This window comes from Gordonia sp. UBA7860 (assembly GCF_002500165.1).
In the GTDB taxonomy this organism is placed as follows: Bacteria; Actinomycetota; Actinomycetes; order Mycobacteriales; family Mycobacteriaceae; genus Gordonia; species Gordonia sputi.
The window spans coordinates 1-16704 of record NZ_DLSO01000153.1 but is presented as its reverse complement, the minus strand read 5'-3'; the positions used below and the strand labels follow the sequence as shown (position 1 = coordinate 16704).

Here is a 16704-nt window from a genome sequence, read left to right as displayed (position 1 = left end):
TCGATGGCGGCGAGGTCGTCGACGACGGTGTTCGCGTAGTAGTAGGGGCGGATCTGTTCGAGGAACCGCTCATCGGACCGCTCGACGTAGGCGATCTCCGGGCTGCACAGCACGACCCCGATGTCGGCGCCGTCGGACTGCAGCGCTCGTGCGCGCGTGAGGACCGCGTCGGCGGTACTCGGGGCAAGCGGTTGTGACCGCAGGATCTCGTTCTGCCGCGCCACCACCGCACCGTTCTCGGCGATCACGATCAGCCCGGGTATCGCCTCCCCGAACTGGTGGAGCAGGGTCGCGGCCTGCCGTCCGCTGGCCGGACTGAATACGATGTCGCGGCTGGTCAGCTCGTCAAGCAGCGGCCAGAGGTCGTCGGGGATGTGCTTGGCGTCGTCGAGCAGGGTGCCGTCGAGGTCGGTGACGACGAGGCGCAGGTCAGCGGGGACGGGCGGAATCGTGGTGGACATCGTGCTCCATTGTGGCAGTTCGGTGTCCCAGTTCGGTGTCCCAGTTCGGTGTCCCAGTTCGGTGTCCCAGTTCGGTGTCACAGTCAGGTACCGCAAACCCGGGCGGAACATTCTCTGGGTCCGGCCGCATCCAATCGGTACTTGCTTACGAGAAGCCCCCGAGAGGAACCCGAGAACGTGAAGACCACACCGCTCCGTACAACCGCCATCCGACGTATCATGCTTGCCCTGCTCGCGGGTATCGCGGCACTCCTCGCCACCGCGGGGGTCGCGTCGAACGCCCACGCCGATACCGATGGGCGCTACCCGTCGCTACCGATGCGCGGCGTCGACGGCGGCACGGGACCGGTCAAGGGCAGCAACTTCAGCGCGGCGGATCGTCCGTACGTCATCTCCGACGACTTCGCGGGCATCGAGTACACCTTCGGCATTCCCGATGACTGGTCGTGCGGCGCCGGATCGTCGGCTGTCTCGGCCACCGGCGAGGCAACATGTTTCGAGGAGAACACCTCGAAGACGACTGCGGCCGGAGGCGTGGTGGCCTACCAGAAGTGCGCCGCGACGCGGTGCACCACCACCGACGTCAAGCGCGTCACCTCTCAGGTGCGTGTCGATCGTGAAGCGTGGCGAGCCGTCGACGACACCACCTGGTACGCAGAGCAATCCGGCACCCTCAATGGCGTTCGCAAGGTCCGCGTCGCAGTCGCCCACGTGTTCCACACCGCGGACGGCGAGGCCGGCATCGCCTTCGCCCAGCTCGACGGACCGCCGTCCAAGCGCGGCGAACTCCTCAAGATCATCAACAGCATTCGCGCCAACACTCCGCGATAGCACCGCCGACGCCGAGCCCCGGCCTCCCCTGCGGGAGGTCGGGGCCTAGCCGTCACATTCGCGCGTACCGCGCCATGACGAAGCAGTAGATGCCATACGCGGCAAGGCCTATCGCGGCCAGCACCAAGAAGAACTGTCCGGCCGGCCATCCCGAAACGGTTTTCACCGCACCGTCGACGCCGGTGGCTTTCGCCGGATCGGCCGTGATCGCCGCGACGATCACCAAAACTCCCGCGCCGACCAGTACCAGCCCCTTCGCCGTATATCCCACGATGCCGGTGACATTCACGACAGGGTTGCTGTCGATGGTCAGATCGTCGAAGAACGACCTCGTCACACCCTTGTAGATGTGATAGGCGCCGACAGCGATGATGACGATTCCAGCCACGACGAGCACGAACTTTCCGAAGCCCGAACCCATCAACCGCGCGCTCATACCGGCGTTCTGCTGGCCACTCGACTGGCCGTGCCCCAAAGCGAATTGCGCTGCCGTCCAGGCGAATGCGAAGTAGACAACCGCGAGTGCACCCGCCTTCGCGCGGTCGAGCCAACCGTCATCGTCGTCGGCCTTCGGGTTCGCCGGGTGCGGACCGATGATGACTTCGGCAATCCGCCACAGCGCCATCGCCACGAAGGCGATCACCGCGAGCCACAAGGCAATTCGACCGCCGGTTGACGACGCAAAGATTCCGAGCGCCCCCGACTGGTCGGCATTGCCCGCATCGCCAAACGCCAGCCTCAGCACGATGTACGCGATCAACAGGTGCAGCAGACCGCTCACCACGTGCCCGCCGCGCGCAAGCGCCTCAAACCAACCGGAGTCCGTCGCTTCTCGGACGGCCTGCTTACCCGTATGTGTAGGGATGATGATCGCCGCCCGTCAGTAATTCAGTCGATTCGCGAGTCAGCCAACCCGCGTCCACGGGGAATCGTAACGTGTCGACCGGGGTGGTTTTCACCGCACGGTAAAACCGGCAAAACACCCGGCTCGACGGGATGGGTGCATCACGCCGAGAGATGCTCGTGCACGACGAGCGGACGCGGTGAGGCCGCGAGGTCGAAGACCACCGTCTCTCGCTCGCTGAGTTCGGTTCCGTCACCGAGAGTCGTCGACACCCGTTGGGTCGCGATGGCAACATCACCGACGATGAGCACATCGCGCTCGGTGCTGACACACTTCTCGACGCGCCATCCCTCCGAACGCCAACCACGCCACAGCGTTCGGTACTCTTCAACGCCGAGCGCGACCTCCGGAGTGTCCGGGAACACGAATCGTGCTGTTGGGGCGCAACATCCGAAGTAGGCGGCCTCGTCGTTGGAGGCGAACGCGGCAACGAGATGGTCGAACGCAGCCAAGGCGCGGGTGGACGTGTTGTCAGTGGGCGACATTCGAGCTCCTGTTGATGAATGGTCGATCAAGAAACTGGTGCACGTTCACGGAATGAGAACCGTGCGAAGGCCGGTGGCGGCACGCAGATCTTCGAGTGCCGCGTTGACCTCACCGAGCGGTCGCGTACGGCCGATGAGGGCGTCGAGAGGGAGTCGACCCGACAGATAGAGCCGCGCAATTCTCGGGAAGTCCACCGCGGGCACGCTCGAGCCGTAATTGCAGCCGAGGATGCTCTTGCCTTGGTCGGCGAGGTCGAAGGGATCGATCGACGCGCGTGCGCCGATTGCCGTCATACCCGCCAAGACCGCCACCCCTCCTGCGCGCAGCATGGGTGGACACTGCTCGATGGTCGACGTCCGGCCGATCGCCTCGAAGACGTAGTCGGCACCGCCATCGGTCATCTCCTGCACCGTGGCAACAAGATTCGGAGCGGCACCGTCGAGCGCCACTGTGGCGCCGAGGCTTTCTGCCTGGGCACGACGTCGGGGATCGAGATCGATGGCGATGATCGGATCAGCCCCGGCAAGCTGCAGTCCTAGGATGATCGACTGACCGATACCACCACAGCCGAACACCACTGCGGATGCGCCGTACGGAACCTTTGCCGTCGACGTCACGGCACCGATACCTGTGGTGACCGAACAGCCGATCAACGCGCCGATCTCGAAGGGGAGTTCGTCGGGAACCACCACCGCAGCGGCAGCGGGGACGACGACACGTTCGGAGAACGCGCCGAGTCCGAGGAACGGCCACACCGGCTCGTCGTCGAATGTCGTTGTCGCCGTTGACCCGTCAGGCAGTCGATTGGCCACCGCATTGGTGTTCGTGCACAGCCACGCCTTGCCGGACAGACAGTTTCGGCATCGACGACATGCCACGAACCAGGACAGGACGACATGATCGCCGACCTGGACGTCGTCGACACCATCTCCCACGTCGGTCACGACTCCGGATGCCTCGTGACCCGCACGCCTATCCATTTCATAAAGAACCCGAGTTCGATAGACTCGTTCAGGCGCTGGCCGAAGCCGTAACAAGGCATCCCGCATACAGCTCGGCATCGACCATCATTAGTGCCCCCAGCTCCCGGGTCACCGGAGAGAGCCTGGCGGAGTCACTGAGTCTGGGGGTCGCCAAAGCGACCGGAAAGAATCTAATATTCGCGACCTGCCGTCCTCACGAACCACGAAAAGGTCCAAACCCGCCAGACTTGTCAGGGATGATCTCCGTCAAAGCTCTGATAAATGGCTCGTGCATTGTGCTGGATGACGTGCTCCACACCGGACACACCCTGAACGAGACTGCTCGCGCAGCTCTCCGTGCTGGCGCCACTTCGGTGTACGGTCTCGTGGGTGCCAAGACAATGAGGGCGTGAGATGCCTTCTGAACTCGAAGATATCGAGAGAGTTCTCTTCGCAATACACATCGCGCGTACACCAGCAAAGATCCGAGACGTACTCCTAGACCGCAATGCTCTGCATACTCAGATTGGCAACGTCGATAGTGACACCGCCGCCCGCATCAGGGATGAGGCCGCAGAGCTCGCGACTAGCGTCGGCGTAATCAGCGCAGACAATTCACGATTCCCGGTGCAGCTAGTCCGCCGAGGTAAAGCCATTGTTCCTGCACTGTTCTATCGGGGGGAACTCGGACTTCTGGACACGCCAATGGTCGCCGTCAGCGGTTCCCGCAAGGTGAGCGATCGTGGAGCGGCAGCAGCGACGAGGCTGGGCGAGATTGTCGCTCAATCGGGGCAAACCTTGGTGAGCGGCAATGCGCGCGGTGTCGACACCTTGGCGACGACCGCCGCGTCAAGTCGTGGTGGGAGCACGGTACTCGTGCTGCCCGAGGGCATCACACACTTTCGTCCAGACGAAGAGAATCCTGACATCGGGATGTCAGATTCCACCGGCCTAGTGCTGTCTCAGTTTTCTCCCCACCAGCCTTGGTCTGTACACACCGCAATGGGACGAAACCGCGTGATCTGCGGTCTTGCGGGCACTGTCGTCGTAGTGGAGGCAGGCGAATCGGGCGGGTCACTTGCTGCAGGTCGCGAAGCTCTCAAACTCGGCAGACACCTTGTCACGTTGACCTACGGCGATCACAAACCCGAGGGGAATCAGATCCTAATCAGTGAGGGTGCAAGCCCCGTCGCATCTCCCGATGCGCTGCGCGAGGCGCTCCTGCCTCCGAGCGATGATGAGCCGGAGCAAGCCCGATTGCTGTGACCTGCCTTTGACCACTCTTCGCAGCGGTCTCGACGTAGGGACAATCGGGTCGCGGCGTCATTGATTCCACGACCGCTGCACAAAGCCAGTCGCCTTCGAAATGTCATCGGCTGATGGCGAGTTGCCGCCGCTGGTGTCCTGAAAGTAGTAACAGGGACTCGAAACCTTGATGCTGCCGGCCTGCGACGCGACTGAAACTCGATACACACCGGACCGCCCTTGGTGGGGTCGTCGTCCCACTGAAGCTCTCGATCTGACCGCGCATGAGCCAACTCCCGTGTTCACACACTGTGCGCCTGGCCGGCGGTCAGGGGCGACCGCGAGTCGACGACCTCAGTCGAATCGAGCAACGGTGCGCGCATGTCACCGCTACACGACGATAGGAAGAGCACCACGCAAGCTCCCACGAGAGCCGTCGCTGCCCTCCGCCTCATCATTGCTCCTCTCCACCCCGCTAAACCGGGTGAACCCGGCAATCGTACATATTGCCCGACGACCTCTCCCCGTCGGCTATGCGCGGGTTTCGTCCCCGATTGTCCGCGCGATATTCCGAAAGATCCTGGCACACAGTCGGACTGACCGAACAGGCTCCGCACGTATCGATCAGGCAGCGGCCCGAGGGTAGGGATGTCGCTCGTAGAACCGAAGGTGGGCGCGCGCCGCGGCGTCCCACGTCAATCCGCGTGCGAGGCGCCGGCCCGCGTCAACGTCGGGGTGATATCCGTTGAGCGCGGCATCGAGGCGTGTGGCCAACGACGTCGGATCGGTCGCATAGGTGACGACGTCTCCGAAAACCTCACGCAGGATGGGTAGTTCGCGTACGGTGACCGGTCGGCCGGCCGCCAAGGCCTCCATCGCTGCGAGGCCAAATCCTTCCTTCACGGACGGGAATGCGAAAGCGTCACATGCCGCGACGAGTGAGGGGAGCACGTGCTCGTCGACTGCTCCGAGGACGATCGGTGCCACGCCGAGCTCGGCTTGGCGGCGGTCGAACTCGGCGCGATAGTCGCGATAGTCGAAAAGCGTTTCTCCGCCTGCGAATACCAGCGATAGATCGGGATGGTCGTGACGAAGCAGCGCGTAGGCCTCGAGCAGATCGATACTCCCCTTGCGCGGTTCGATGCCCCCGACCGCCAGGATGTAGCGGCCTAGTTGCGCTTGCCACTGCTCTCGTGCGACGACGGCCGAACGGCTGTGCTCGGCGGCCGCTGCGAAGCGTTCATAGTCGACGCCGTTGGGAATGATGGTCGGAGTGAAACCCCATCCGTCGTTGACCTCCGTGGCGACGGCCTGAGACACGCAGATGCGAGCGTAGGGGTTGACCACGGCCTTCTCGTGGCATTCGACGAGCACCGGCGTGGTGAACTGGTCAAGGTGGTGAATCGTGCGGATGCACGTTCCGACCGCGTTCGCGCTGATGCAGTCCTGCGCATGCACGATGTCATAGTTGCTGGGGTCGAACGCATTTCGGATCGCATCGATAGATCGCAGGATGCGATCGGTGACTGTCTCGTCGGGGATGTCGTCGAACGCGACCAGGTGTTGGGTGACTGCGGCGTCGACGCTGCGGAAGAACCCTGAGTCGCCCCCTCGCGCAAGACTCCACACGTCGACTTCGACACCTTGCGTGACCAGAGATTCCGCGAGGTTGAGGGTATGCACGACTCCCCCGCGCGGTTTGGTCGAGTAGGTCAACAGTGCGATGCGCATTCAGCGAGACTCCGCACTCGACGCGGAATAGATGTCCGGCCGGAGTTCGGACAGATGGTTGAGGACTCTGCGGGCACGAGCGATGTCGGCCTCCACGTCGACCTCGACCTTGGCCAGTCCACCCTTGGATCGCGTGGTCGCCAATATGTCGCCACCGGGACCGACGACCTTGGCCTGTCCGAGGAATTGCAGCGACCCGGTCACCCCGGTGAGGTTGGAGGACACCATGAATACCTGATTCTCCGCGGCGCGAGCGCAGTCGTAGAGGTCGAACAGCCGAGACTGCCGGTCAGCGGGCAGCCGAGCTGCGCGGTCGGTGACACTAGCCGGCCACGCCGAGAGAGACGCGATGATCCCGGCGCCGTCGAGCGCGAGCTTTCGGGCCGACTCGGGGAATGTCTTGTCGTAGTCGATCAACATGCCGATGCGCCCGACCGGTGTAGAGAAAGTGGAGAACCTGTCACCAGCCGCATACGCCTTTGATTCACCGGCAGGCTGATGCACTTTGCGATGCCAACCCAGCACGCCGTCACCGGTCAAGCACGCCGCCGCGTTGTAGTGGACGTCGCCATCGCGCTCGGTGTACCCGATACACACGGTCATGTCGCGGGCGGCCTCGGCGATGGCAGCCAGCTCCGGTCCGTCTGGGTCGAGTGCCGGCGGTAGGTCGTCGAGATCCGGGGATCGCAGATCTCCGATGTAGCCGCCGAGTGCAGCGTCGGGAAAGACGAGCAGATCGACTCCGTCACGCGCGGCCGCCTCAATGATGCCGACTGCCTTGGACACACCTCGATCAACGTCGCGGCCGAAGTGGCCAGCGAGCGCGCCGATAGTGACGGTTCCCATGTCAGCGCACTTTACTCACGTCACACGAGGCGCGCCGGTGCACATTCGGCAGCCTTCTCATGCTCGACCCAGTCCCGTGACAGCAGAGGCGATCGCTTCGGTACGACGACCGTCGGGCCATTTCAGCCGGATTCCTGTCGTTTCGGTGAGGCGACCGCAGCCAGCCGCGACGGCAGGCCCGTGCGCTCGAGTGATCGGACTGCGGTCGGCCATCAGCATGGCGTAACCCGGGAAGCAGGTGAGCCAGGCACCCATTGCGGCGTCGGCAGGTCGCGGGATCGCGGCCACGTCGAGTTCGGCCCCGGTGCCCGACGCCTCGGCCAGCATGCCCAACGTTCCGACCAGTCCGGCCATGCTGACGTCCTTGGCGGCGGCGGGTCGCAGCTGCGCCACAGCGGATGCCATTTCACCGAGCTCATGTGCTGTTCGAGAGCTTGTGGAATCCCACTGTTGCCCGAAATAGCCTGGGCGCCAGGAGCCTCCGAGATCGGCGAGCAGCGACACGTGGTCGCCGACCCGTCCACCGCCAGCGGCGACCGGAGATTCTGTGCGACCCATCGCAGTCAGCGAGAGCGCCGCGGGTACACCGACCTGAGTGTGGCCGCCCAGAATCGGGGTTCGCCAGGCGTGTGCCGCCGCCGAGATGCCTCGTACGATCCGATTCAGGTGCGCAACGGTTGGCGCGCCGACCGCGTCGAGCATGCCGACAGCGTGAGCACCCATGGCCGAGAGGTCGTTGATGTTGACCAGGACCGAGCACCACCCCGCCCATTCGGGGTCGCGCTCGACCATCGACGGGACGATCGCGTCGCAGGCGGCAAGCAGGTCGCTGTCCGGCACGGGGACGGCGTCGTCACCACGGAATCCCGCGGGTCCGAGACCGCCTTCCTGCTCAGCGAAGGGTCGAAGTGATTGGGCAAGAACCGCTTTGGTGGAATCAACCTGCCCCTGGATTCGACCAATCGGCCAGGACTTGTTGCGATGTGCTCGGCCGTTGATGGTGGGCCCGGCGCCGTGATCCTCCCAACCCAGCGAGGCGAATAGCCGACTGTAGCGGTCCTGGACGGTGGCATCGAATCGCAGAACGTCGCGGCTCTCGACCAAGGCACAGGCAGCCGTGATCAGTGCGGCACCGACGCCGGCCGCGTGTGCGCCGTCCGCGACAACCAACCGACTCCCCGACCACCAGCCGATGTCGATCGAGGTACATGGCGATATCCGGACACCGCCGAGAACAGCGTTGTCTGCGGCGACTGCGATCAGGATCCTGGTGCGCGGATCGTCGTCGCAGTCATCGTGATCGGAGTGTGTGAACAGTCCCTGTCGCTCGACGAACTCGGAGTGGCGCAATCGTCGATAATCGCCGATCTCGGAGATCGTCTCGGCCACCCGTATGAGAAACGGCGGTGCTGAGACTCGGGGAGATCCGGCAAGAATCGACAATTCTGTTGCAGCGGTGCGTACGGACGGGGTGGGCGTGGTGCGGCCGTCGAGCATCTCATGCTCCTACGCTCTGCAGAATGCTGCAAGCACCGCATGCCGCGCAGCCCGCTCGTTGGTCGGCCCCGGCCATCCCGATCAGTTGCAGGTGCGCAGCGACCTCTCGGCTGATCTGCTCGACGATGCGGGGCTCGGGGGCGGTTGCTCCGTCGATGTCGACGGCGAGTGTTCCTCGATGGGGCCGGAACGGGACGATGAAGGGGTAGATACCGGCGTCGGCGAGTTCCTTTGCCCCCGAGATCATCTCGTCCACATCTTCGCCTAGCCCGACGAGCAGGTACGTCGAGACCTGGTTGCGTCCATAGACGCGTACGGCCTCACGCCAGGCATCCCAGTACTCGCTGAGCGGCACGGTTGACTTGCCCGGCATCCAGCGCCGTCGGACGTCGTCATCGAGTGACTCAACGTGGATGCCGATGGCGTCGGCTCCGGCAGCGCGCAGGTCACCGATGGTCGACAGATCGGCGGGCGGCTCACACTGCACCTGAATAGGTAGCTCGGGGACGGCTGCTTTGACCGCTCGGACACAGCGCGCCAGGTGGCGCGCGCCGCGATCCCGGCCACCCGATGTTCCGGTGGTCATCACCATATTCGTTACGCCGTCGAGGTCGACTGCTGCGCGCGCGACCCTGGCCAGGTCCTCCGGCTTCTTGACGGCGACGGTGTCGCCGGATCGCAGCGACTCCTCGATCGAGCAGAAGCGGCACCGCTGGTCTTCGCCGTAACGAATGCAGGTCTGCAGCACGGTGGTCGCCAACACGTTACGTCCATGCAGTTTGGCGATCTTGTCGTAGGCGACACCGTTCTCGGTCTGCAGGTCGTAGAAGCGTGGTCGGCCAATGACTGCGACGTCGAGCCCGGAATCGACTCCGTCGTAGAGGATCTGATCGCCGTCGAAGACGAACGGGCTGTTGGGATTTCGAGGTATGGCAGCGTGCAGTCCGTCGATGACGAGGTGACCATCGTCAGTCGGTCCGGCTCCGCCGGAGCGGTTCACCGGCGGGGTGCCCCGGATGCCGAGGAGCGCCAGATCGACGCGGGTGGATGTGGTGGTGGATGCGGTCATCGTGGGTTCCGTTCGTGTCGAGGGATCAGGCAGACTCGCGCTGGCCGCAGCCGGCCAGCGCGCGTCGTCGAATCTTGCCCGCGTCGTTGCGGAGTGGCGATGTGGTGAGGATGACGCGCACAGGACGCCAGTCGGAGCCAAAGTGGTGTTGGACATGATCTGCGATGAGTGCTGCGGAGGCATCGTTGTCTGCGATGTCGACGCTGACCGAGAGATGTTGCCTGCCAGCCGAATCCACATCGGCGAACGCAACCGCGCCGCGCACGAAAGGCAGTTGTTCGACGACTTGCTCGATGTCGGCTGGATACATCGCGACGTCTCCACTACGAATGACGTCGGCTGCCCGGTCCATCACGTAGAGGTTCTCGTCGGCGTCGAGAAAACCGAGGTCGCCGAGGGTATCCCAACCATCTGCGCCGCGGCGCGACTGCGCACCCAGATAGCTGTAGGACGGTCCGTCTCCGCGGCGCATCCAGATCAATCCCGTTTCGCCGGTGTCCGCACGGGTGCCATCGTCGCGTCGAATAGCGACCTCGGTGCCCCCGATAGGCCGACCGACAGTGCCGGGGTGCGCGAGCCACTCGTGCCCTGTCACCATCGTGACGCCGTTGGATTCGCTACCCGCATACACCTCGACCACGCGGTGCGCGCCCAGCCACTTGATCAGTGCGCGCTTGTCGGGCACAGGACACCGTCCGCCGATGTGCAGAATCGATGCCAACGAACTCATGTCGTGTTCCGCACGTATCTCCTCCGGTAGGCGGACCAGCCGCCGGATCGATGGAGGCGAGAGGACTGTCCAGGTCACCGAATGTCTGTCCACCAGCTCTAGAAATCGGCGCTCGTCGAAGTCCGGTTCGATGATCAGGCGATGGCCGGCGGTCAAGCCCCGGAACGCGTAGGTGAAGGCGGTCGAATGCCACAGCGGAGAGGTCACCAACTGTGTTGCCGCGCAGGGGAAGAACGGTGCCACTCGAGCACCAGGGTCAACCAGTGCGGGAGTCATGGAACGAACGATCTTCGGTAGTCCTGTGCTCCCGGAGGATGCGGGCGCCTTCCATGAACTTGCCCAGATATCGGGGAGCGTGTCTGCCGGCAGGTCACGCGCATCGTTCTCGTCGACCGTGACTGTTCGCGGAGATACGTTGTCGCCGACGATAACTCGAGGCTGGGCGATCCGTTCGAGCATTTCCCGCTCGTCTGCGGGCATCACCGGGTCGAGCGGCATCGGTGTGGCGCCCGCACGCCACACCGCGACGCACGCAACCACGAAGGCGGCGCTGTTGTGTAAGGCCACTTCAACGACATCGTCGTGGGCGACGTGATGGCGCTGCAAGAGATGAGCCAGCCGGTTGGCCCGCACGTCAATCTCACCGGCGGTCACCGGCCCGTGGGCGTCGATGACCATGACTTCGCCCGGCGAGGTACGCGCGCGATCAGCGAATACCGAGGAGATCGACTGCACAGTCACGTCGGCTACCTGTGGTCCCGGGCTATCCGACGGCGAGTCTGAGCCCGGGCAGACCGAGTGCGCCGGTGACGGATTCAGCGATGTGACGTGCGTCGCGGTCGATTCCGAGGAACCGTCCCGAACCCCAGGTATGCATCCACGGGAGGCCGATGAAGCTCAGTCCTGGTACCTGGGTGATGCCGCGGGTCTGCATCGGCCGGCCCGCACCGTCGAATGCGCTTGCCTCGATCCAGCGGTAGTCCGGCCGGTACCCGATCGCCCACACGATGCTGGTGATGCCCTCCTCGACCAAGTCGACCGCGGAGGGTTCGGTTTCGGGTTCCCAAACGGGCTCGTAGCGCGAAGCGGGAGGCGCGTCGATTCCGGCCTTCTCGATGTAGCGGTCGATGTCGGCGCAGATCGAGTTGTACACCGAGTCGGCCTGGTCGAGCGATTCGCGCAGGGTCGGCGCGAACCGCAGGACCGTGTCCTTACCGTCGGTCAGATGCCCGTAGAGCTTCATCCCTTCGACGGCGAACTGTCGCAGATCGACGTCTCGCCCACCATCGCGGCCAGTGACATAGTGATTGGTCTTCTCCTGTGCCGCTTTGCCTCCGGGGAACTGTTCGGTCGGTGTGTCGTAGATGCCCATGTCCGCCAACCAGGTCATGCAGTCGCGGCCGCGGTAAGTGCGCGCAACCCTCGGCGCGTTGCCGATGGCGAGATGCACCTGCCGACCTGCGAGGTGGAGGTCCTCGGCGATTTGTGCGCCGGATTGTCCGGACCCGACGACGAGAACGGCGCCGGATGGTAGCTGATCAGGTGTGAAGTACTGCTCTGAGTGGATCTGCTTTACAGACGTGTCCAACGACGGTGCGAACGATGGCACCACCGGCAACGGATAGCCGCCAGTCGCGACGACAACCTGGTCACAGGTCAGCAATTCGACAGATTCGTCGGTGGTGAGGGTGAGCTCGAAGCCAGTATCCCCGATGGTTCGCAGGCGAGTGACCGTGGTGTGTTCTCGCAGTGGGGCAGTGAAGGTTTCACGCCATTCGGCGAGCCATTCGACAACTTCGTCGCGGGTCATGAAGCCGTCGGGGTCCGGGCCGTCGTAGGCGTAGCCGGGCAGCCGGCAATGCCAGTTCGGGGTGACGAGGGTGAAGTTGTCCCACCGCTTGGACTGCCATGCATGGACGGCGGTCCGCGATTCGATCACGGTGTGCTCGATACCCGCGCGGCCGAGATACCAGCTGACCGACAGGCCTGCTTGTCCGCCGCCGATGATCGCCACCGGAATGTGGGTGGTGTGGGGTGTGGAATGAGCTGGTGCGCTCATGATGTCTCCAGAATGTGGTCAGGGAGTGGGTAGTGGCGGATGCATGTCGAGAACCTCGACGGTCGACTCGTCGTCGTATCGGCGTGCTGTGTTGTTGATGTCCTCAGTGGTTGCAGCGGCAGACGTACAAGCAAATCCATACTTGGCGCGGACACGCTCAGCGGCTTCGCCGAGAGCGGCGTCGGTGCGGGTTAGGAATTCAGCCACCGTGTAACTACTGCCGACAGTTAGGTGGTCGTGCATGACGAGACTCGGCGAATAGCACTGCTGCACAGCGCCATCGGGCCACCTCACGGTGAACGTCATCTCAGGCATGAGCAAGGTCCCGCCATCCAGCGGTTCCGGTCGGGTCGACCTCGACGAGTTCACCGTAGACGTCCGGACGACGATCTCGCAGGTGAAACATCCCGCCTCGCATCGCGGTGAAGGTCCCGGCGATGTCGACGTCGGCTACGGCGAGTCCGCTTTCGAGCAGCGTGGTGTCGAGGATGTTGCCACCGGGATCGACGATCTTGGCGTTGCCGACGTACCGCAACGAACCGAACGTTCCCGATTGGTTTGCGGCAACCCAGAACACCTGGTTATCGAGGGCACGGGCCGTATCGAAGAGATTGAACCGGTATGTCCAGCGATCGTCCTGTAGATTCTCGGCGGTCGCGGTACGCGCCGCCGGCCATGCCGAGAGACTTGCGATGATCTCGGCGCCGTTCAGCGCCATGATGCGCGCAGCTTCGGGAAATGCTTTGTCATAACAGATTTGGAGTCCGACGCGCCCGACAGGAGTATCGAAGACTCGGTACTCCGAACCCGACGAGTAGGACATGTTCTCGCCAAGCGGTTGGTGCACTTTGCGATAGTTGCCGTAGATCTGGTCGCCGTCGAGGACCGCGGCAGCGTTGTAGCGTGTCACGCCGTCCTCAGCGAGTTCGCAAAAGCCTATGGCGATCACCATGTCGCCGACAATCTCCTGCACGCGTGCGATTTCGGGACCGTCGAGGCTGATGGCCGGCGGCAACGATCGCTTGGTGTTCTTGACGGTGTCGCCGTGGTTACCGAGCGATGAGAGGTATCCGCCGATCGCAGCCTCGGGAAACACCAGGAACTCGACACCTCGTGCGCGGGCCTGCGCTACATAGTCGGCGATTGTCTGATAGTTCTGTTCAAGGTCGCGCGTGAAGTTCGCGGCGACCGTACCAATTGTGGTCATGTGAATGTCTCTCGGGGAGTGGGGATCTCGACGATCAGACCATGTAGGTGGAGTTGATGATCGCACCCTTGCGGGCGTAGTGAATCAGCGCGTCCTGCACGTCGAGCGGATGTGCCGGAATGACGCCCTCGATCAGATCTTCTTCCCGCCCACCGTGCAACGCGAGTCCGAACCGACACGCAAAGACGGTTCCACCCTCCTTGATGAAGGTCTCCAACGCGTCGTTGATGTTCTGCTCGCCGGGGAAGCCGGAGTCACCGGTCTTTGGAAACCCGCGTGTGGCAAGGCAATTGATTGCTCCGGGACCGTAGAAGTAGATAGCCGACTCGAAGCCCTTGCGTAGCGCGCGGGTGGCCTGCAGTACTGCGACGAACGATACCGAGGACTCGTGCGCGATGCCGTGGACGAGCGTGAAGTAGGTTTCGCCTTCCTCCGCCTGGTAGTCGGGGAAGATCTTGGTGCCGCCGTAGATATTCGAACCCTTGGGCAGGGAGGGATGCGGAATCTCGGCGAGAGACTTCGCAATGTTCTCGGTGATGGTGTCGTCGAACATGGCCATGGGGTTACTCCTCGATGAGACGGGCGAGACCGCCGTCGTGTGATGGGGGTGTGCGGGCGACACTGCCCACTGGCGAAGAATTGATGGTCGGATGGCCTGGGATACTTGACGTTCCGACTGACAACAGTTCACGCCCGATTTATTACGTGATGGTTACTGATGGAAAAATTGACGCCTGGGTCGAGTTAACGTGAGCGTCTGGATCCGCCGCGGATCGTCAGGTCGCAAACGCGCTCGGTCGCCTGCGCTGCTATGGGGCCGACTGAGAACTATTCGTGGTGTCCAAAGGGCGCTAAAGGCCGTTGAGAGGTGCAGCGGGCAACGGAGCAGCCGCCGCAAGGGAGCGCGTGGCCGGGGAAGCCGGCGCACGACGACGTGGCCGCGGCGACAACGCCGAATCAGCACGGCGGCAGCTCACTCCTCGCTGGTGGGTTCCTCACGCTCGCGCCGACGGTCGGCTTGCAAGGATTTGATCCGACGCTCCTCGCGCAGGGCCTCGACGTGCTTGGTGCGCTCGGCGGCGAGCCAGTCGGGCATCTCTTCGAGCAACGCGTTGATCTGATCGGTCGTCAACGCTTCGGTCACCTCGCCCCGGACCAGCCCGGAGTTGGAGATCCCGAGTTTGGCGGCTACCAGATTCTTCGGGTGCGGTCCGTTCGCACGCAGATCGCGCAACCACTGCGGCGGATCGGCCTGCCAGGCCGACACCTGTTCCCGGGTTATCGTTCCGGAGCGAAACTCGTCGGGTGTCGCGGGGAGGTAGATGTCGAGCTTCTTGGCGGCGGTGGCCGGCTTCATGGACTGCGAGCTCATACTCGCAGCGTATCCCCGGTAGCCTCGGGGCGTGAATTCGCCCGTCGATCCCAATGAGTCCAGCACTGTGGTCTTCCGGCTCGCGTTTGTGCCGGGTACAACACCCGGGAAGTGGGTCAGCATTTTCGAGGAACGCCACCCGGACGTCCGACTCGACCTTGTACCGACTGCGGTCGCCGACACCGCCGCAGCGCTTATCGACCGCAGCGTCGACATCGCGATCACCAGGCTGCCCGACGCACTCTCACATGCCGATCTGGGTCCGCACCACACCATCGCCCTGTACGAAGAGACGACGGTGGCGGTTATGGGTAAGGACAATGTGCTCACCGCAGGTGACGAGTTGTCGCGGGCCGACCTTGCCGACGAGAACGTGCTTTGGCCCCTCGATGAACCGCTCGTCGTCACCGAACGTCCTGGTAATGCCGTGGACCATCGGCCGGAGACGACCGCCGACGCGATCGAACTCGTGGCCAGCGGAATGGGGGTGGTGCTGGTGCCGCAGTCGCTGGCGCGTTTGCACCACCGCCGCGATCTCGACTATCGCCCGGTCACCGACGTCCCGACAAGCACCGTCGGACTGCTGTGGCCGCAGCCGACTTCGGATCTGGCCGCGGAGTTCATCGGGATTGTGCGTGGACGCAAGGCCACGTCGTCGCGTGGCACGTCCGAACCGCCACCGAAGCGGTCGGCGAAAGAGAAGGCGGCGGCCAAGCGGGCATCTCGCGAAGCGGCCGGAACGATACCGACACGCGGAAAAGTGAAGGCGCGCAAAACTCGGAGGTCGCGGTAAAACCTACTGTTGGGCTGCGCATCTCGAATCCGAACTTCTGCACGGCTGTCCGCCTCTACCACCGCTCAGGCGAACCGCGCAATTGACTCGCCGATCCGTTACCGCCGCGCGTCCCAGTTGAGCGAGAGGGCTTCTCAGCGAACGGTGGCGTCGAAGTTCTGGGTGAACACGCCATCGGGATCCCATTTGTGCTTGATTGTGCGCAGCCGCGCGAGAGTCGGCGCTGGAAACGCCGCGTCGATGTCTTCTGGCCGGTGGTTTGACTCGAAGCTGAGGTAGATGCCGTCTCGACGAGCGCGGATTGGTTCCCACGCGTCGTCGAACGCCTGGGAGGCGTGGTCGGCGACAGCGGTGACCGAGAAGTTCTGGGCGCGGTGAGCGTACGCGGTGGCATCTGCCGGCACGTCGTTGATCGCCCCTCCTGCAGAACGGATCTGGATCATCTGCGCACCGTTGGATGCGAGGAGCTCGCCGATGTCGGCGGCGAGATCATCGTCAAGATGTTCGACGA

18 protein-coding genes are annotated in these 16704 nt (G+C 63.7%); 3 read left to right on the top strand and 15 right to left on the bottom strand.

Annotation, left to right across the window (positions count from 1 at the left end; translation table 11 throughout):
* The coding region (locus tag B3T59_RS19160; protein ID WP_287004814.1) for an HAD family hydrolase at positions 1-461 on the bottom strand (461 nt) is incomplete at its 3' end.
* A gap of 177 nt (positions 462-638) precedes the next feature.
* Between B3T59_RS19160 and B3T59_RS19155 the strand changes: the two genes are divergently transcribed.
* A complete protein-coding gene (locus B3T59_RS19155) occupies positions 639-1292 on the top strand; it encodes a hypothetical protein (RefSeq protein WP_005203407.1) in 654 nt (217 codons plus the stop codon).
* A 52-nt stretch (positions 1293-1344) separates the two neighbouring features.
* Here the strand turns inward: B3T59_RS19155 and B3T59_RS19150 are convergent, their stop codons facing one another.
* The 3 genes from B3T59_RS19150 to B3T59_RS19140 form a co-directional block, all read right to left on the bottom strand.
* Positions 1345-2076, bottom strand: coding sequence for a DUF1206 domain-containing protein (locus B3T59_RS19150; protein WP_005203409.1), 732 nt, complete (start codon positions 2074-2076; stop codon positions 1345-1347).
* A gap of 221 nt (positions 2077-2297) precedes the next feature.
* Complete coding sequence (locus B3T59_RS19145; protein WP_005203410.1) at positions 2298-2681, bottom strand: nuclear transport factor 2 family protein; 384 nt, start codon at positions 2679-2681, stop codon at positions 2298-2300.
* A 45-nt stretch (positions 2682-2726) separates the two neighbouring features.
* Complete coding sequence (locus B3T59_RS19140) at positions 2727-3662, bottom strand: zinc-binding dehydrogenase (RefSeq protein ID WP_083837453.1); 936 nt, start codon at positions 3660-3662, stop codon at positions 2727-2729.
* A gap of 396 nt (positions 3663-4058) precedes the next feature.
* Between B3T59_RS19140 and B3T59_RS19135 the strand changes: the two genes are divergently transcribed.
* Complete coding sequence (locus B3T59_RS19135) at positions 4059-4910, top strand: DNA-processing protein DprA (protein WP_287004809.1); 852 nt, start codon at positions 4059-4061, stop codon at positions 4908-4910.
* Between the two features lie 603 nt (positions 4911-5513).
* Here the strand turns inward: B3T59_RS19135 and B3T59_RS19130 are convergent.
* From B3T59_RS19130 to B3T59_RS19085, 10 genes are all read right to left on the bottom strand, one after another.
* Positions 5514-6620 carry an MSMEG_0565 family glycosyltransferase gene (locus B3T59_RS19130; protein WP_005203414.1) on the bottom strand — a complete coding sequence of 369 codons (1107 nt, stop codon included), beginning with the start codon at positions 6618-6620 and terminating at the stop codon, positions 5514-5516.
* The gene (locus B3T59_RS19125; RefSeq protein ID WP_005203415.1) at positions 6621-7466 is read right to left on the bottom strand and encodes a carbon-nitrogen hydrolase family protein; all 846 of its coding nucleotides are present in this window, start codon (positions 7464-7466) and stop codon (positions 6621-6623) included. It abuts the gene before it with no gap.
* A 57-nt stretch (positions 7467-7523) separates the two neighbouring features.
* On the bottom strand, positions 7524-8963 hold the full coding sequence (locus B3T59_RS19120) for an MSMEG_0567/sll0787 family protein (protein WP_005203417.1): 1440 nt from the start codon (positions 8961-8963) through the stop codon (positions 7524-7526).
* A gap of 1 nt (position 8964) precedes the next feature.
* On the bottom strand, positions 8965-10032 hold the full coding sequence (locus B3T59_RS19115; RefSeq protein ID WP_287004804.1) for an MSMEG_0568 family radical SAM protein: 1068 nt from the start codon (positions 10030-10032) through the stop codon (positions 8965-8967).
* Positions 10033-10057: 25 nt separating this feature from the next.
* Positions 10058-11503, bottom strand: a complete 1446-nt coding sequence (locus B3T59_RS19110) for an AMP-binding protein (RefSeq protein WP_005203421.1) — start codon at positions 11501-11503, stop codon at positions 10058-10060.
* Between the two features lie 22 nt (positions 11504-11525).
* Positions 11526-12821 (bottom strand): MSMEG_0569 family flavin-dependent oxidoreductase, encoded by a 1296-nt coding sequence (locus tag B3T59_RS19105; protein WP_064905011.1) that lies wholly within the window; start codon positions 12819-12821, stop codon positions 11526-11528.
* Positions 12822-12839: 18 nt separating this feature from the next.
* Positions 12840-13136, bottom strand: coding sequence for an MSMEG_0570 family nitrogen starvation response protein (locus B3T59_RS19100; protein ID WP_005203425.1), 297 nt, complete (start codon positions 13134-13136; stop codon positions 12840-12842).
* A complete protein-coding gene (locus B3T59_RS19095) occupies positions 13129-14028 on the bottom strand; it encodes a carbon-nitrogen hydrolase family protein (RefSeq protein ID WP_005203428.1) in 900 nt (299 codons plus the stop codon). Before B3T59_RS19095 ends, B3T59_RS19100 begins: the two co-directional genes overlap by 8 nt.
* Positions 14029-14062: 34 nt before the next feature.
* Entirely contained in the window at positions 14063-14587 is a 525-nt protein-coding gene (locus B3T59_RS19090) for an MSMEG_0572/Sll0783 family nitrogen starvation response protein (protein WP_005203430.1), read from the bottom strand.
* A gap of 414 nt (positions 14588-15001) precedes the next feature.
* The gene (locus tag B3T59_RS19085) at positions 15002-15385 is read right to left on the bottom strand and encodes a DUF5997 family protein (RefSeq protein ID WP_005203433.1); all 384 of its coding nucleotides are present in this window, start codon (positions 15383-15385) and stop codon (positions 15002-15004) included.
* A gap of 46 nt (positions 15386-15431) precedes the next feature.
* Between B3T59_RS19085 and B3T59_RS19080 the strand changes: the two genes are divergently transcribed.
* A complete protein-coding gene (locus tag B3T59_RS19080) occupies positions 15432-16193 on the top strand; it encodes a LysR family transcriptional regulator substrate-binding protein (RefSeq protein ID WP_051993739.1) in 762 nt (253 codons plus the stop codon).
* Positions 16194-16327: 134 nt separating this feature from the next.
* Here B3T59_RS19080 and B3T59_RS19075 read toward each other — a convergent pair.
* Positions 16328-16704, bottom strand: a 377-nt coding sequence (locus B3T59_RS19075; protein ID WP_349681979.1) for a BBE domain-containing protein, incomplete at its 5' end; no start/stop codon positions are given.

What these genes read in the sequence shown, in the direction of transcription:
- B3T59_RS19135 (WP_287004809.1), top strand. Translation starts at nt 4,059, where the DNA reads ATGCCTTCTGAACTCGAAGATATCGAGAGAGTTCTCTTCGCAATACAC.
- B3T59_RS19125 (WP_005203415.1), bottom strand. Translation starts at nt 7,466, where the DNA reads ATGGGAACCGTCACTATCGGCGCGCTCGCTGGCCACTTCGGCCGCGAC.
- B3T59_RS19095 (WP_005203428.1), bottom strand. Translation starts at nt 14,028, where the DNA reads ATGACCACAATTGGTACGGTCGCCGCGAACTTCACGCGCGACCTTGAA.
- B3T59_RS19140 (WP_083837453.1), bottom strand. Translation starts at nt 3,662, where the DNA reads ATGGATAGGCGTGCGGGTCACGAGGCATCCGGAGTCGTGACCGACGTG.
- B3T59_RS19090 (WP_005203430.1), bottom strand. Translation starts at nt 14,587, where the DNA reads ATGGCCATGTTCGACGACACCATCACCGAGAACATTGCGAAGTCTCTC.
- B3T59_RS19120 (WP_005203417.1), bottom strand. Translation starts at nt 8,963, where the DNA reads ATGCTCGACGGCCGCACCACGCCCACCCCGTCCGTACGCACCGCTGCA.
- B3T59_RS19130 (WP_005203414.1), bottom strand. Translation starts at nt 6,620, where the DNA reads ATGCGCATCGCACTGTTGACCTACTCGACCAAACCGCGCGGGGGAGTC.
- B3T59_RS19100 (WP_005203425.1), bottom strand. Translation starts at nt 13,136, where the DNA reads ATGCCTGAGATGACGTTCACCGTGAGGTGGCCCGATGGCGCTGTGCAG.
- B3T59_RS19145 (WP_005203410.1), bottom strand. Translation starts at nt 2,681, where the DNA reads ATGTCGCCCACTGACAACACGTCCACCCGCGCCTTGGCTGCGTTCGAC.
- B3T59_RS19115 (WP_287004804.1), bottom strand. Translation starts at nt 10,032, where the DNA reads ATGACCGCATCCACCACCACATCCACCCGCGTCGATCTGGCGCTCCTC.
- B3T59_RS19105 (WP_064905011.1), bottom strand. Translation starts at nt 12,821, where the DNA reads ATGAGCGCACCAGCTCATTCCACACCCCACACCACCCACATTCCGGTG.
- B3T59_RS19085 (WP_005203433.1), bottom strand. Translation starts at nt 15,385, where the DNA reads ATGAAGCCGGCCACCGCCGCCAAGAAGCTCGACATCTACCTCCCCGCG.